Below are 15248 nucleotides of genomic sequence, written 5' to 3' on the forward strand. Positions count from 1 at the left end.
GGCTTCAAGCCTGCCAGTGTTCCGGGCCGGGGCCCAGCACGGCAAAGGAACCGATATGGCCACGGTTGTGCTTGCAGCGGTGGCGCAACAGCCAGCACCCATCAACCAATTGCCATTCGTCGTGGTAATCGCCCAGGGTGCAGAAGGTCTGTCCCTCGCTCGCACCGCTGCCCAGGTGCATGTCACTCACATAGGCGCGGCTGCTGGCGCGGTCACCCTTAACATCGATCAGCACGTTGCCCAGCAGGTGTTGGGTTGGGCCGCAGGCATCCAGAAATGAACGCAACAACGCGACGATCGCCTCTGCCCCCTGCAGCTCACCGGTACCCAGGTCTGCTGTCACATTGGGCATGAAAAGGCCCTTGAGGCCGTCCCAGTCGCGGCTATCCATGCCTCGCGCCACCGCAACCAGGTTGCGGTAAATTGCGCGCTCAGCAAGCAGTGTCGTGAGCGTCGGCTCGCTCATGGCTTTTCCCCACGCGGCAACAGCACGGCGCGTATGTTATCAGCCATCTGACGCAGGGCATCGCGACGCGGCATGCCGAGCAGCGCATCAAACATGGCTTTGTTCTGCTCCCCGGCAATATACAGCGGGCCATTAGCCAGGTTCAGCAGCGCGAGTTCGGCAACTTCCCGGGGCGACATCATGCCCTCCAGCGTCGCGGGATCAATGCCCTGCAGTGCATGCGCCTCGGTATCGGTGCTCCCGGGGCACAGGGCAAGCACGTCGATACCCGCAGGCTGCAGCTCGCCCCAGAGCGATTCCCCCAGGCTGTTGGTGAAGGCCTTGCTCGCGGCATAGGCGGCAGAGAACGGAATGCCCATAAGGCCTTCCACGGAACTGGTAAGAATCACTCCGCCTCTGCCCCGTTCCAGCAGTGCCGGCAGGAAGCAATGGGTGAGCTGCATGGGCGCCGCGCAATTGACCTGCAGCAGTGCCGCCATGCGCTCCGGTTCGTTGTTCTGGTGCGGCCCCTTGAGCCCGAAGCCCGCATTGCTGACCAACAGGCCGATGTCCACGCCCTGCGCCGCTTTCGCGATTGCATCCACCGCAGCGGGATCGGCCAGGTCCGCCGCGCACACCGTCACCTTGACGTTGTGCGCAGCAGTCAATTCGCCAGCCAGGTCGTGTAGCCGGTCGGCCCGCCGTGCAACCAGCAACAGGTCAAAGCCTGCCTCGGCCAAAAGCCTGGCGAAGGCAGCGCCAATTCCGGAGGACGCGCCGGTGACCAGGGCCGCGGGGCCGTAGCGGTCGAGAAAGTCTGTTGTATTCATGCACGGTACTCCATAAGGTTGATCGCGACACTGTTGCGACTACAGCGTGCAACCGTCGATCATGGCTGAGCGGCACCATTGCGCGGCAGGTAGAACTGCTCGTACCAGCGGCGCAACTTGTTAATCGGACCATCGCCATCACAGAGTATCGGGTCGGCCCGGTACACCTTGTCTTTCCAGATTTCCACATCCTGGCCGAACGCGGCGTGTGCCCCTATGGCGTATTGCTCGGCAAATTCTTCGGGCACAGCTTCCCCGTCCAGCCCACTGACGATAACCGCGCTACACAGGTCCACTTCCTCGCTGTTGACCGGTGTATGGTAGTTCACCCACCAGCTGCGGTAGTCGACAGCGCCACCGCGGGACTCCGTGTAGTAGTACATGATGGACGGGCCGTGGTAGGTGGCATCGCCCCAGGCATCCGCAGGGTTGTCAACGTTAAGTGCCCGCATCGCCTCCATGTCGAACGGCAAGCCAGGCGGAATCACACTGCGTGCGGATGCAGTCTGCTGCACACGCGACACCTGGGTGACCGTGCGCTCGCCGAAACGATTCTCGAATTCGCGCACCTCGCCACCGTGTACATGCGGGAAGTGTGCAATGTCGACAATGTTTTCGATCACGTCGCAGGGCTGCGCACGAATACGCGAGCGGTGAAAACGCCAGTCGCCCCACCCTGCTTCACCGTGGCCCCACTCTTTGATGACGGGCAGGTAGTCCTCCGGCGCCCCACCTTCGGGATCGTGCCACAAGGCAATGAAGCCGTTGCGCTCCAGTACCGGCCAACCGCGCAGCGCATGGCGCGCCCGCTCCGGTATACGCGCAGCGTAGGGTATGTCGACACACTCGCCATCGGCGGCAAAGGTCCAGCCGTGGAAGGGACAGGCCAGCGCATCGCCAACGATCCTGCCGCCGTCGCTGGCCAGATGCGCACCCAGATGTGGACAATGCGCATCCAGCACAGCCGCCACGCCGGACTCCCCGCGAAACAGCACCAGATCAACGCCGAAATAGTGCAGGCGCTGCACCGCGCCCGGCTCGAGTTCGCTGGAGAAGGCGACAATATGCCAACCGCGGGCAAAGCGCCCCGGCTCCAGAAATGCGTAGCGAGAATCACTCATCTGCAGGCTCCTGATCGGTCAGTGCGTGTTGCGCCGCCAGATAGGCAAAGGTCATGGCAGAGCCAATGGTGGCCCCTGCGCCCGGATAGGTATCACCCATGACCGCGGCACTGGTGTTCCCCGCGGCATAGAGCCCCGGAATGACGTCGCCAGACTCCTTCAACACGCGCGCGTGCTCATCGCAAAGCAGCCCACCTTTGGTATCCAGATCGCCGGCGTCACAACGCAGCGCATAGTAGGGCCCGGTTTCCAACGGGCCGAGACAGGGGTTGGGCTGTACTTTCGGGTCAGCATAGTAGCGGTCGTGCTCAGAGTCTCCGCGCCCAAAATCGGGGTCGCGTCCGGCACGGGCCTGCTCATTGAAGCGCTCGACGGTGGCGGCTAGGCCGGATGCATCAATATCCAGTGCCTCAGCAAGCCCCTGCAGGGAGTCTGCCCGGGTCAACAGCCCCGAGCTGAACAGTTCACCGGGGAGCTGGGAATCGCCCACCATTTTACCCGGCTTGATATGGCCTACCGGGTACTGCTGGCGAAAACGCGCGTCAAAAATCAGGTAGCAGGGTATAGCGCCCTCCCCGCGCGCTTCCGACGCGTACTGGTCTTTGACCACGTCTTCATACGGTTGTGCTTCGTTGGTAAAGCGCTGGCCTTTGCGATTCACCATGATGGAACCCGGATAGGCCTTGCCAGCGATCAGTGCCAGCACGCTGCCATCGGGCATACGGTAGCTCGGCGACCACCATGCGCTCTGCATGAACCCCAGCGCCGCACCCAGCGCTTGCCCCATGCGGATACCATCGCCGGTAGCCCCGGGCGCCGCAGCTGTCCAATCGGACCCAATCGGAGCCTGCTGGAAAGTTTGTCGCATGGTGGCGTTGTGGGCAAATCCGCCCATAGCCAGCAGCACCCCGCGCCGCGCGCGCACCCGCTGAGGCACGCCGTCTTTCACCACCACGGCACCGCTCACCCGACCATCCTCGAGCAGTAGTTCCTGCAGCGGTGCGTTCAGCCAGAGCGGGATGTCGCGATCCATCAACGAACGCCGCAAACGCGCCACCAGACCAGCGCCCAGCGTGACACGCTGATCACGCTTGCCACGCAGGCGCGCAGGAAGATCCAACCAGTAGCGTGCGTACAATCGGGCTCCCAACCAGATCGCTGCCGGGCCCATGGCACCCAGCTGACGCCCTTCCGTTACGGTAATATTACAACGCAGGATCGAGGAATAATCATCCCGTATGCGCTCAGCTTCGGCTCCCAGCTCGCGCAGGGAAAAGGCGCCAGGGTCCATGGAGCGCCCACCGGACTTGTAGCCGGGTTGTGTGGGGTAGTAATCCATGTATTCCGGGAGCGGGGTAAACTCTACACGGCTGTGGCGCATCATGAACGCCAGCATCTCGCCCGCCCGCATGGCGAAGGCGCGCAAGCGCGCCGGGGAGACGCTTTCGCCGATCAGCGCATACAGATACTGCCAACCCTGTTCCGCGCTGTCATCGATTCCCAGTTCGGCTTGCCGATGGTTGCCCGGCAGCCACGCCACGCCACCGGACTTGCAGGTCGTGCCACCGTAGCGCGGTTCCTTTTCCACGACCAGAACACGGCCGCCCAACTGGTGTGCCGCTATTGCTCCGGTCATGCCCGCAGCACCGCTGCCGGCGACCAGCCAGTCAACCTCCTGATCGTATTGCACTACCTGACTCGCTTCTGATTGTTATGCATTGGCAACGAGGATACGGGTGCAACCTGCCGGCCGAAAGTCGCATAGCCGCAAAACGAGTGCTGGTATGAATGCCTGAACGGCGGAAACGTGCCCGCTAAACGCGAACAACCGGGCGCCTTATCCGTCGCGTGCCAACCAGTCATCCACGAGTGTCAGCGCGCGCTCGTAATCGTAGGTGGCCAGTGCACGCTGCAGTGCCCGATAGCGGTCGTGCGCTGCGCTGCGCAGAAGAGACGCCTGGTCCTCCAGCACGGGCCGGGCAGATGCATCGTCGTCGGCCAACAGGGAACGCAGAGTCAGCAGCACCGCGCTGACACTCGCCGCGGACTTCTTCGTGGAGGCACTGTCTTCTGCCTCCGCTGGCGCAAGCGGTAGCGCCTGCAGGGCTTCCAATAAAGGACGTAGCTGGCTCTCCACCGTCAGCAACGCAGCCTGTAGATCTCCCGAGCCCTGCAAATCCGGATGGGTGACCGACTCCAACTCCGCCGCCGCCTGAGCCAATTGCGCTGCACCCAGCGTGCCCGCCAGCCCCTTCAGCGAATGCGCGCGCATTTTCGCCTGTTGCCAGTCTTCTTCCTGCACCGCTGTGCCGTAGTCGTGGACGAACTGTGCCTGATCTATCGCAAACCCGTGGAGGATACGCCCGTATAACCCTTCGTTGCCCTGCAGTCGGGCAAGCCCCGCCGCGACGTCAACCCCCGGCAGCTCGTGCACGGCGGAGGACAAATAGGCGCGCAACTCGCGGGGGCGCTCGGGGCCGGCGTCTACCTCATCCACTGGCCGCGCCGGCACAATCCAGCGCGCCATGGTGGTCAGCATCAGTGCCACATCAAGCGGCTTGCCAATGTGGTCGTTCATGCCCGCGGCGAGCACCTGCTCGCGGTCCCCGGGCAGCACGTTGGCCGTCATGGCGATGACCGGCAGATCGGCAATGCGGGGGTTGGCGCGCAACCGACGCGTCGCCTCATACCCGTCCATGACCGGCATCTGGCAGTCCATCAACACCCCATCGAAACGTTGGGCCTCCAGTAGTTCCAGCGCCTCGCGACCATGGCCGGCAATCGTTACCTGTATGCCGTATCCTTCGAGCAACTCCCTCGCCACGTCCTGATTGACGAGATTGTCTTCAACCAACAGGACATGAGCTCCACGCAGGCTCGTGAGCGCCACCTGCATATCCCCGGCTACCGAGCTGGCCGTCCGTCCATTCTGGCGCTGCCCCTCGACTGCCTGCATGATGGCATCGAACAGAGTCGATGGTGTCACCGGCTTGATCAGGAAAGACGCGATGGAGAGATTACCGGCTGCCTGCTCCACTTCCGCGGGGCTGAATGCCGACATCATCACCACGGGGGGCAGCTCTGCAATACTCCCATCGTCTTCGAGCTGTTGTACCAGGTCTGCACCCGTTATCGCCCCCAGCTTCCAGTTTACCAGCAGGACCGTGTACGGGTTTTCCGGCGCGCTGCGTTGAAGCTCCTCCATTGCTGCCGTGCCATTCGCGGCATATCCAAGCTGGAAGCCCAAAGCAGTCAGGTAGTTGCCGAGAATTTCCCGCGCACTGGCATTTTCGTCGACTACCAATACTCTGACGCGATGCTGGGGAGGCTCCAGGACAGCCGGCGCCTCCTGCACACCGCAGGGCAGCGTGAAGTGAAACACCGAACCTACCCCATATTCGCTTTCGACCCAGATATCCCCGCCCATCATGTCCACCAGATTCTTGCAGATGGCCAGGCCGAGGCCGGTGCCTCCGTATTTACGGGTGGTGGAAGGGTCCGCCTGGCTGAAGGCCTGAAACAGCATCGACTGCTGCTCCGCCGTCAACCCGATGCCGGTATCGGAGACACTGAAATGCAAAACGAAATGATCGTCGCTATGCTCCAGAACGTCCACAGCGGCGATGACTTCACCACCCTCGTCCGTGAACTTGACCGCATTACTGCAGAGGTTGACCAGAATTTGCCCGAGACGCACCGGGTCGCCCAGTACAAGTCGGGGCAGCTCCGGCGACAGCCTGAACAGAAACTCGATGTGCTTTTCCGCAGCACGCATCCCCGTGGTATTGGCCAGGCGATCGAACACCTCTTCCAGTGAGAAGGCAATCGTCTCGATGCTCAGCTTGCCAGCCTCAATCTTGGAGAAGTCGAGAATGTCGTTGATGATCGCCAGGAGTGTTGTGGCCGAAAGTTCAATTTTCTCGAGGTAATCGCGCTGTCGATCATCGAGTCGGGTACGCTGGACGAGATGTGTCATGCCCATGATGGCGTTCATGGGCGTGCGAATCTCGTGGGACATGTTTGCAAGGAAACTGGACTTGGCCGCTGTTGCTGCCTGCGCTTCGTCGCGCGCCGTTTCCAGCTCCTGGGTCAGCAGGCGTTCGACGTGGTGGTTGATGCGTACACCGGCGATACGTGTCATCCGTCCATTGTCGTCGCGCTCCACTACCTGACCCACGTCAAGAAACCAGCGCCACTCGCCATCGGCGCAAAGCTGCCGGTGTTCACAGCGATAAAGGTCCATGCGCCCTTCGAGACAATCGCTTGCCACCTTGAGCGAGCGGGGCAGATCATCCGGGTGTGTCAGGCGCACTACGGTATCAAGGCCGTGTCGCAGGGGGGACCAGGTATCAGCGCTTTCACGTAATTCCAGCGGTTCGTACCGCATCAATCGGGTGAAGTTCACGTTGGTGATAAAGCGGTCGCCCTCCCTCAGGTACTCCCACAACCCCAGGTCGGCGGCCTCGGCGATCAGCAGCAGTCGCTGCTCACTTTCCTGCTGTTGTTGTTCGGCGCGCATGCGCGGTGTAATGTCGATCAACGTACCGACCAGGGTGTCGCTTGTGCCCCCATCCCCGTGTTCGGAACGTCCGGTCTCAAACAGGTAACGCACCTCACCGCGGCCGTCGATGATGCGGTACTCGAGTGCAAACGTGCGGTCCTCGGCAACGGCAGCAAGGATGGTGGAACTGACGTGTTCCACATCGTCGGGATGGATGATGCTGGCATAGCTGCGCACCGCGTTGTTGATAAATTCACTCGCGGGATAACCCGTCAGGTCTTCCACAGCGTCGTTCATGTACAACATGGTCCAGTGCTCATCCGCACGCGCGCGGTAAACGGTTCCCGGGATCGTTGAAACCAGCCTGCTGTACTCCTGGTCGCGCAGGGTAAGGGCTCGCTGCATGGCCTTGCGGTCGGTGATATCGCGCAGTGATGAAATAATACGTAAACCCGTACCCTGCCCCATCGGGTTGAGACTGATCTCGACGGGAATAAGATGTCCGTCTCGGTGCGCTGCAAGCAGTTCGCGAGCGTTGCTGTTGCGAAGTGCGCCCGCGCGCGCAGCGTTGACAAAAGCGTCGCGCATGGCCACGTCCCCCTGGCGCTGATCCTCGGGCATGAGAATTTCCACGCTTTCGCCGATCATTTCACCAGGGCGGTACCCAAACAGTTCCAATGCACGCCGGTTAACCAGCGTAATAAAACCGTCGGCGTCCGTTATCACCAACGCATCCGGCGCCGATTCCAGCAGTGCCTCAAACTGCTGTTGCTTTTCCGCTTCCTGTCGCCGCGCCAACTCCAGTTCGGTCACATCAAAATTGACACCGGTCATGAACACGGATTTGCCCGTATCATCGCAGCGTACCTGGCCGCGGGCGTGCACATAGATAACACTGCCATCGGGATGTAGCAGACGGTAGTCCGCCTCCACAGGAGCGGCTGTTGTCACGCCGCGCTGCAGCGCTTGTAACAGCACCTCGCGGTCGTCCGGATGTACCAGAGACATATACCACTCGCCGTCTGGCTGGGCATCACCGGGGTCAATACCCAGCTCACGAAGGAATCTGTCTTCCCAATACCATTGGTCAGCGAGGATATCCCACTCCCAAATAGACGCCCGTGCAGCACGCAGGGAGTCGGTTCTATTCCGCTCCGCGTCATTCAACTCGGTCAGCAATCGACGCGTCTCAGTGACATCTTGCAGCAAGCCTACATAGTGACTGATGCCACCTGCCGGGTCGGAGACCGGCGCGATGACCTGATCACACCAGATCAGGCGCCCTTCACGGGTAACATTGGCGATCTCGCGATGCCAGACTTCGCCCGCAGCAATGGTCCGCCAGAGGTCTTCATAGAAGGAGGGCTCCATCTCGCCACTCTTCAGCAGGCGCGGGGTCTGCCCGACCGCCTCTGCGGCTGGATAACCAGTGAGCCGCGTAAACGCCGGATTGACATACTCGATACAGCCGTTGGTATCGGTGATGAGCACCGATACCGGACTTTGCTCTACCGCCGAACCAACGGCACGCATTTCCTCGCTCTGTTCGCGCAACTGACGCTGCAGGTAGCGGCGTCCGCGGTCGGAGAGCCGCAGCACGAAAGCCAGCATGCTGATAACCAGGATGGTAATGGCCAGCGCCACCGCATACACCAGACGCTCCACCAGCCGGTGCTGCTGCAGCACTTCCGCAACGTCGATTTCAGTTGCCACACCCAAGTCCAGCAACGACGACCAGGCCCAGGCACCCATCACCGGCACACCTCTGTAGTCGCGATAGCCCTGGGTGTCGACTCCCTCCAGCCCGGAGCTGGCCTGGCCAGCCATCCGGGTGAGTGGCCAGGTATCCCTCGGCGTCGCAGGCGATTCACCCTCGAGCAGGTTTACTCCGGGGTCCGTGAGCAGCGGGTAGCCGCGGGGCGAGCTGATCCCCGGATAACGCTCGCCAAGCCGGCGGAAGTCGGCGAAGAAGCGCGAGCCGCCAAGCACCTCTCCTCGGCGATTGAAAATGAAGCTTTCACCGGTCTTGCCCGCTCTCGCCGCGTGTAGCAGCGAATCCACTTCCGCGCGATTTCCCGATTCAATCAGCAGGAATGCCACGGTATTACCGTCGGCATCGGACACCGCTTGTAGCAGCGCCAGGTGGTGGTCATGTTCACTGACATCGTGGTCGATGGCCAGCAGCAAGTGACCGCTGCCAGCGGCAACTGAGTCAATATATTCCGCGATAGATTCCAGCGCATACAGCTTGCCAGGCTGGACACCCTCGCTACCGGTGATCACCTTTCCCCGGGGACTCAACAGGACGAAGTAGGGACTGTGGTTGTTGGAACGCGCCGAAATTAGTTGCTGCAGCGCTCGCGCCGAGACTTCTGGTTCACCAGGGGTCCCACTGCGAGCCAATGCCGCAACATGGCCCCGTACGTCGTCAGCGCGCAACAGCTCCAGCAGAAAGAGCACCTGTCGCTCAAACCACAATTCCAGCCCTGACTGCACCCCGCTGTTGATGGAGTTCAGGATGAGCGCCTGATTGGACCTCGCCTCCGACTCCAGACGATTCAAGGTGGCCTGCGCGGCGAGCACAGTAATACTCAGGAACAACAGAGCAACGGCATAGACGACAACGCGAAAACGCACGCCCGAGAACAGCGTCAGCTGGCGCTGGGGACTGATACCACGCAACAGAAACAACAACGTGGCAACAACCAGAGCAACAATAACCGCAAGCCCTACAAGCACTTCCAGAGATTCGCCCATCAGGACCGAGCCCCCGCGGGCAGCAGGGCGCAACGTCTGGTCGGTGACTTGCCATCGCCCGAGTATCTCGGCGCGCTCGTGGCGGGAGATGGTATCCAGCGCCTTGCGCAGCAGTCGGTCAAGGGCCACCTGGTCCTTGCGCACTGCGAGCCGCAGCCGGGTCAGATCCGGATCGGGCAGACGATAATCGCCGGTGATCGCAAGTCGACCGAGCAAATTGGCGGTAATCTGTTGGTGTAGTACAGGATACACCCCTACAGTCGCATCTGCCTCGCCGAGGGCTACTGCCATCAGGGATTCTACCGTGCCATCGGCAATCACCAGCTCGATGTCCGGGTGCAATTCAGGCAACAGGCTCTCGGTGAAAAAACCGCGCGGCACAGCAACTCGCAGGGTACTCCCCGGCGGGAGTGAGGTTACCGGTGCATCGAGGTGGCTCGCGATGCCTACGGGCGCTGAGCCATAAGGAGGAGAAAACAGCATCGACTGCTCACGCCCTGGCGTGCGCACGGTGTTGAGCAGAACATCAATACTGCCATTCAACAGCCGGTCTTCGAGCTCCGACCAGTGCTCAGGACCGACGAATTCGAGCTCGACACCAAGGCGCTGCGCGACCCGACGTATGACATCAACAGAGAAGCCCTGCGGCCTGCCATCTTCGTAAAAATTGTAGGGAGCCCAGTCGACCTCGCTGCCCACACGCAATACAGGGTGCGCCTGGAGCCAGGCTTCCTCTTCTGCGGTCAGGGTCAGCTGGTCGCTGGCCGCGGCACTGACTGCGCCCGAGCAAGCGCCCGCGAGACACAACGCCAGTAGCGACAGAATGCGAATCGCCTGGCGGGAAAGTACTGGCAGCAGGGCCGCTAACCGCAGGACGCGTGCTTGCACCCTAACTGTCCAGGCCCAGCTCGTGGGGTGGATCTTCTTCCCGGTAGCGGCTCCGCACAATCTCCATCTCGGGAATGCACTTCAGGAAACAATCGACAAGATGCGGTTCGAAATGCAGCCCCGACTGCGAGACGATCCAGTCAACCGCCTTCTGCACCGGCCAGGCCTCCTTGTAGGGGCGCTTGCTGGTGAGCGCATCGAACACGTCCGCGACGGCAACGATACGCCCCACCCGGGGTATCTCCTCGCCGGCCAGCCCGTGCGGGTAGCCACTGCCGTCCCATTTCTCATGGTGCGACAAAGCAACCACAGAGGCCATGGTAAGCAAGCCGGACCCTGCGGTCTCGCCCAGGATTTCGGCGCCGATGGCCGCATGGGTCTTCATGATTTCCCATTCCGCCGGCGTGAGTTTGCCGGGCTTCTGCAGGATACGGTCGGGTATGCCAATCTTGCCGATGTCATGCATGGGCGCGGCGTCGAGCAGCAACTCCGCTTCCAATTCGTCCATGCCAGCCGCCAGGGCGATCAGGCGGGAATAGTGGCTCATGCGAATGACGTGTAGGCCGGTTTCGTTATCCTTATACTCCGCAGCCCTGCCGAGCCGACGGATAATCTGCAGCCGGGTGTCGTTGAGCTGCACCGTGCGCTGACGCACCTTGCGCTCGAGCTCCTGGTTCTGGTCGTGCAGCGCAAGATGGGTGCGCACCCGAGCCAGCACCACCGGCGGACTCACCGGTTTGGTGATGTAGTCCACTGCACCCATCTCCAGGCCGCGCAGTTCATCTTTCGGGTCGATACTGGCGGTGGCGAAGATTATGGGGATGTGGCGGGTGGTGTAGTCTTCCTTCAACGCCCGACACACCTCGAACCCGTCCATCTCGGGCATCATGATGTCAAGCAGAATCAGATCCGGCGGCGTTTTGCGCACAATCTCCAGCGCCCGACGCCCGCGTGTGGCTACCTTGACCCGGTAGGTATCGCGCAGGACTTCAGACAATATGTCGATATTCTCCGGCATATCGTCAACGACGAGCACTGTCCTCTTATGATTCTCCATTGACGCATCGCTCCATCGCGCATTGCCAGTAAGACCCACCGAGAAGTGTAGACGATGTAAGCGTCCGCGCGCAGGTATGTGCCCTACACTAGCGCTGCGCGAGCTCGCGTGCAATCACCACGCGCACCAGTGGATTGAAGGGAAAACCGATATGGCTGGCGGGCACGGCAACATTGCGCACCCAGCGCGCGTCCGCCCCACACTGGGCAATGTCGCGCCCCACAATACCATCTGTCTTGCTGTACAAAGCCAGCACCGGCAGCTGCAATTCACCCTGATAGGCGTGCTCTGTCCAGCGGCGAATGCCCTCTTCGTCCGCCGGGCCCGGGTTGCGCCCGCTCATCAGACGGTAGAGCGCGGTGCCACGGGGGTCACCATAGGGCGTGCCCAGCGTAATCACGCGCTGCAACCACTGCGGGTAACGGTGCGCCAGGGCGACGGCCACCAATCCACCCAGGCTCCAGCCGATCAACGTGACCTTGCGTCCGGTGCGCTCAAACTCCTGTTCCACCCGCTCCGCAACGCGGGCCTCCGTTTCGCTGCGCGCAGCGAGGGCAGCCTCCAGGCTCGCCGCCCGATCCCCGCCGCCGTGGCGTCCCAGCCCCCAAGGCAGTGCATGATAGCCCTGTTCATTGAGAAACCGGCGCAGGCCTGCCGTAGACGCATCGGCGGCCATGAACCCGGGAAGTACGATAATGCTGTGGCCATCCCCTCGCGGCAGGCGCCGTAGCAGGGGACGCAGTACAGCACTGCCACCCATCTCCAAAAAAACCCGCCCCACCTCGGTGACGCTGTGGCGAAGCAGCGGTGGCTGTGGCGGCACCGGGGTGCTGGCTGCTGACATCGTTCTATTCCTCACACTTGAGCAGAATATACGGCGGACCGCAGGGCCGGATCACCGCGTTCACAGATCAACCGCGCGGCCCGCCTGACGTCGCGTGATGTAGCCCGCCCGATACAGCCACGCCAGAGTATCGTGAAGACTGTCCTGCAAAGGGCGGAACTGGAATTCCAGCTCCTCTTCCACCCGGCTATTGTCCAGCGGCACCCAGCGCGTGGCGTATTCCATCGCCTCCAATCCGAAGGGCAGGTCCACTGGCAAGTGGCGGCTGACACGGTCATACAACTGGCCTCCGAGACGGGCCGCAAGGCCGGGCAGGGGCAGTTTCAGCAAGCGCCGCCCGGTAACGGCTTCCAGCGCTTCGGCGAGCGCCTGCCAGTCGAGGTAGTGGCCTCCCATGACATACCGATTGCCGGGCGTGGATTCTTCCAGCAACCGCCTGTGCACCTCAGCCAGATCACGCACATCGACGTACTGGGTGCCCGACGAGGTGCAGGGAACAATGCCCTTCAAAAGCAACTGCAGCCCCTGGTGCGGCTCGGTGAAGCCCGGATCATCAGGCCCGATCACCTGCGCCGGGTAAGTGATCGCCACAGAAGCACCCTGCGCCTGTAAGTCGCGCACGTATTCCTCGCAGGCCACCTTGGAGCGCCCGTAGGCATTGCGCGCCCGGCCCGGCGGCGAGGCTTCGGTGAGTACGCCGGCGTGCGGATCGTACAGCGCAGTCACACTGGAGACGTGCACAACACGCGTAAGCCCCCGCTCGACCGCACCCCCGACGACCCACTGCGTACCCTCGACATTGGTTCGCCACACGCGATCCGCATCCGCTGCGTGGGTGGAAACCATGGCTGCGGAGTGCACCACCGCATCACAGCCATCGAGCGCTCGCGCCACCTGTTGCGGGTCGGTCACGTCACCTCGCACAACCTGGTGCACCCGGTTCTCACCAAACAGGTTGAGCAGTTTGTCTACGCTGCGCACCAGCACACTCACTTCGTGCCCCGCCGCCAGCAGCGCCTGCGCAGTGTGATAGCCAACGAAGCCGGTTGCCCCGGTAATCATGACGCGCATATCAACTGCCCGCCTTGGGGGTAATCCTGGGCGTAGCCTTAGGTTTAGCCTTAGGTGTAGCCTTGCGCGTGGCCTTACGTTTGCTCTTCGGGCCTGCGCTCGCCTTCCGGGCAGCTTTCGCTGGTGCCTTTGCGCGTCGCCTGGCTTGCGGTTTCGCCGCTGCAACGGACGGCTTTGCCGCCTGACGTTCCGCTTCTGGCAACAGTGCCAACAATTCTGCGAATGCGGCCTCCAAGCAGGTGACATAGTGTGCCGGATCCGGCAGCATCTCGCGGCAAGCCGTAAACGACAGGGTTATTGTGCCCTGTTTGTTCTGCACGGCACTGTATACAACATGGAAAAGGCCGATATTGGGCAGCAGCGGGCCTAGGCTCAGCGCATCGACAAGCCTGGCGCCGCAGAAATACTGCTGGAATGGCGGACCAGGGACATTGGTCACCACCGTGTTGAACATGACGGAGGATTCGGTAAGGCCGGTGGCCGAAGCCAGCCGCAAGCCCAGCGCCACCAGGTTGCCCGGCAACAGGTCGGTCAGTTCCAGCGCCAGCTTGGGGCCCACAGCCGCGGCGTAGGCCTTGGCCTGCTGACTTTCCTGGTGTATGGCGCGCAGGCGTTGCACCGGATCCGCCATGTCGCTGCACAACCCCACGCCCATGAAGCCCACCATGTTGCCACCGGCCATCTGCTCCTGCGGTGTACGCACATCAATCGGGCAACCCGCCACCATGCCGTTGCTGGGCAGTTCGTCGCGGCCTTCCAGATATCGGCGCAAACCACCCGAGACCACGGCCAGCATGACATCGTTGATGGTACTGCCCGGGCACAGCTGACGAATACGGCGCACTGACTCAAAATCGAAACGCGCCGCATCGACCGCGCGGTGAGGCGATATGCGCCCCTGAAAGCGGGTTCTGGGCGCCGGTGGTCGGGGCTCAAAGTCGTGTTCGGCATAGCCCTTGCGCAGGCGCAGTGCGATGGGTATTGCCTGCCGCGCGAGGCCGAGTATCTTGCCGGGCGCCCGCCAGACATCGCCATAGGCCTTGGCCAACATACTGGTGCGGGAGGGCACATCAGGCTCCCACGGAGGCGCCTCGGGCACGTCTGCCACCAGCGGCGAGGTATCCAGCATCAAACTCATGAACCGCGAGCCCGCAGCACCATCCATAGCCGCGTGATGGACCTTCAGCAGCATGCCAAAGCAGCCCTTGGGCAGGCCATGCACGTTATCCAACCCTTCGATAATGTACATTTCCCAGAGGGGCTTGTCGCGCGCCAGCGGGCGCGAATGAATACGTGCGGCCAAGATGCACAGCTGACGCCAATCACCCGGCTTGGGCAGCGCGATGTGGCGCACATGGTACTCGAGGTCGAAATCCGGATCGTCCGCCCAGTAGGGCTGACCGAGGCCGAAGGGCACAGCGACCAGTTTGCGGCGGAAAATGGGGGAGAGATGCAGCCTGGACTTCATCAGGGCCAGGATCTGCTTGAACCGCACCTTGCCACCGCGCGCGGTACCCTGGTCGTAAATGCTGATGCCACCGATATGCTGCGGCATGCCCTCCAGCTCGGCGTGCACGAACATCGCGTCCTGGCCTGATAACTGCTGCATAAGCGTTTCTCCCCTGCGCCGGTATCCCTGTCAAGCTACGCGCCTACAGTAGCGCGTGTTACCGCTGGCCGGAACAGGCTTAACTGTATTGTTGCACACAGAATGCCTGTTTTTTGACTCAGCAC

At 62.1% G+C, this 15248-nt stretch carries 9 protein-coding genes; all 9 read right to left on the reverse strand.

Annotated features, from left to right (window positions below):
* Positions 1-4 precede the first annotated feature (4 nt).
* The 9 genes from G533_RS0106715 to G533_RS0106755 all read right to left on the reverse strand — a co-directional run bounded on the left by G533_RS0106715 (position 5) and on the right by G533_RS0106755 (position 15123).
* The gene (locus tag G533_RS0106715) at positions 5-466 is read right to left on the reverse strand and encodes a nuclear transport factor 2 family protein (protein WP_027949296.1); all 462 of its coding nucleotides are present in this window, start codon (positions 464-466) and stop codon (positions 5-7) included.
* Positions 463-1275, reverse strand: coding sequence for an SDR family NAD(P)-dependent oxidoreductase (locus G533_RS0106720; protein WP_027949297.1), 813 nt, complete (start codon positions 1273-1275; stop codon positions 463-465). The genes G533_RS0106715 and G533_RS0106720 overlap by 4 nt, the downstream gene beginning before the upstream one ends.
* A 59-nt stretch (positions 1276-1334) precedes the next feature.
* Positions 1335-2396, reverse strand: coding sequence for a 3-ketosteroid-9-alpha-monooxygenase, oxygenase component (locus tag G533_RS0106725; RefSeq protein ID WP_027949298.1), 1062 nt, complete (start codon positions 2394-2396; stop codon positions 1335-1337).
* Positions 2389-4086 (reverse strand): FAD-binding protein, encoded by a 1698-nt coding sequence (locus G533_RS0106730; RefSeq protein ID WP_027949299.1) that lies wholly within the window; start codon positions 4084-4086, stop codon positions 2389-2391. The genes G533_RS0106725 and G533_RS0106730 overlap by 8 nt, the downstream gene beginning before the upstream one ends.
* 147 nt (positions 4087-4233) lie before the next feature.
* Positions 4234-10542 (reverse strand): PAS domain-containing protein, encoded by a 6309-nt coding sequence (locus G533_RS23395; RefSeq protein WP_027949300.1) that lies wholly within the window; start codon positions 10540-10542, stop codon positions 4234-4236.
* A 1-nt stretch (position 10543) separates the two neighbouring features.
* On the reverse strand, positions 10544-11599 hold the full coding sequence (locus tag G533_RS0106740) for a response regulator (RefSeq protein WP_027949301.1): 1056 nt from the start codon (positions 11597-11599) through the stop codon (positions 10544-10546).
* Positions 11600-11687: 88 nt separating this feature from the next.
* Entirely contained in the window at positions 11688-12443 is a 756-nt protein-coding gene (locus G533_RS20910) for an alpha/beta fold hydrolase (protein WP_051230052.1), read from the reverse strand.
* A gap of 60 nt (positions 12444-12503) precedes the next feature.
* Positions 12504-13514 carry an SDR family NAD(P)-dependent oxidoreductase gene (locus G533_RS0106750; protein WP_027949302.1) on the reverse strand — a complete coding sequence of 337 codons (1011 nt, stop codon included), beginning with the start codon at positions 13512-13514 and terminating at the stop codon, positions 12504-12506.
* 1 nt (position 13515) lies between these two features.
* Positions 13516-15123 (reverse strand): WS/DGAT/MGAT family O-acyltransferase, encoded by a 1608-nt coding sequence (locus tag G533_RS0106755; RefSeq protein ID WP_027949303.1) that lies wholly within the window; start codon positions 15121-15123, stop codon positions 13516-13518.
* Between the last annotated feature and the right edge of the window lie 125 nt (positions 15124-15248).

Source organism: Haliea salexigens DSM 19537 (assembly GCF_000423125.1).
Lineage (GTDB): Bacteria > Pseudomonadota > Gammaproteobacteria > Pseudomonadales > Halieaceae > Haliea > Haliea salexigens.

Excerpts from the sequence above, each read along its gene's own strand:
- G533_RS0106740 (WP_027949301.1), bottom strand. The coding sequence starts at position 11,599 with ATGGAGAATCATAAGAGGACAGTGCTCGTCGTTGACGATATGCCGGAG.
- G533_RS20910 (WP_051230052.1), bottom strand. The coding sequence starts at position 12,443 with ATGTCAGCAGCCAGCACCCCGGTGCCGCCACAGCCACCGCTGCTTCGC.
- G533_RS0106725 (WP_027949298.1), bottom strand. The coding sequence starts at position 2,396 with ATGAGTGATTCTCGCTACGCATTTCTGGAGCCGGGGCGCTTTGCCCGC.
- G533_RS0106750 (WP_027949302.1), bottom strand. The coding sequence starts at position 13,514 with ATGCGCGTCATGATTACCGGGGCAACCGGCTTCGTTGGCTATCACACT.
- G533_RS0106755 (WP_027949303.1), bottom strand. The coding sequence starts at position 15,123 with ATGCAGCAGTTATCAGGCCAGGACGCGATGTTCGTGCACGCCGAGCTG.
- G533_RS0106720 (WP_027949297.1), bottom strand. The coding sequence starts at position 1,275 with ATGAATACAACAGACTTTCTCGACCGCTACGGCCCCGCGGCCCTGGTC.
- G533_RS0106715 (WP_027949296.1), bottom strand. The coding sequence starts at position 466 with ATGAGCGAGCCGACGCTCACGACACTGCTTGCTGAGCGCGCAATTTAC.